General features: G+C 60.9%; 2 protein-coding genes. Both read right to left on the reverse strand.

All coding sequences use genetic code 11. The features are described from left to right. Positions 1-390, reverse strand: a 390-nt coding sequence (locus tag PMN64_RS42900; RefSeq protein WP_411785126.1) for an outer membrane protein, incomplete at its 3' end; no start/stop codon positions are given. A gap of 214 nt (positions 391-604) precedes the next feature. Continuing rightward, positions 605-835 carry a hypothetical protein gene (locus tag PMN64_RS42905; RefSeq protein ID WP_411785127.1) on the reverse strand — a complete coding sequence of 77 codons (231 nt, stop codon included), beginning with the start codon at positions 833-835 and terminating at the stop codon, positions 605-607. Between the last annotated feature and the right edge of the window lie 92 nt (positions 836-927).

Genomic DNA, 927 nt, shown 5'->3' on the forward strand with positions numbered 1-927 from the left:
GGTGAAGAGACCCAGTCCGTCGGTCTTCGTTGTCGTCGAGAACCTCGGATCGATCAGGCTGAGGCGCGAGCTCTTCAGGTCCGCCCAATCACCCTGTCCTTCCAGGCCGAAGACAAACTGGCCTGCCTGCCAGCGATAGCCGAGCTGTCCGCCGAAAACGCCACCCGAGCGCGAGCTGCACCCGTCGGCCACGACACCTCCGAGGGCGGGGAGGAAATCCCAGCAGGTCCGGCTCTCACCCCAACCGCCATTCGCACCGATATAGAAGCCGGTCCAGTTGTAGACCGGCGGAGGAACCGGCACAGGCGCCGCCTTGACGGCCATGTCAGCCGACAACGCCGGCGTGGCCATGCCGACAATCGCGGCAACAGAAAGCAAAAATCTCTTCATGGAATGATCTCCGGGTCTCTTCGCGTTAATCGAGAAAAGCAGTCCTTGCGCTCGCCCAATCGGGACGGTGGTCGAAGCCTAGATGTGAGTCACGAATAAGGGCGTGCCAAAATGGCAACACTCAAGGGCAAACGAACACCGTGCGCGGACTCTGCTTTCAACATTCGGTGCAGCACGAAGCTCGTTCTGTCGAAGAGGAAGCGCCGGAGCCGGCTCACTGTTCGACGAGCCAATCGGCCATGTTCTGCGAGGGGATCAATTGCCTGGGGAGGTGCGGATTGATGGTGCCGGCGAACACGACCAGCCCTTCGTCCAGTTTTGACCGTGCGAACGCCTTGGCTTCCGATTCGCTGGCAAATGTCCTAGTCTCGCGAGGGCTGCGCGCCCTTCGAGCCAACAGACCACGTCGGCGAATTTCATAAGTGACATACCAGATGGCCGACACCGCGACACCGGGCGAGAGCGAACACCCCTAGCGACACACCATCTGGCCATTGGCCGCGCCTTGACCTTGGTCAAGGGCCCGGACCGTAATAA

This window comes from Bradyrhizobium sp. UFLA01-814 (genome assembly GCF_046718885.1).
Taxonomy (GTDB): Bacteria; Pseudomonadota; Alphaproteobacteria; order Rhizobiales; family Xanthobacteraceae; genus Bradyrhizobium; species Bradyrhizobium elkanii.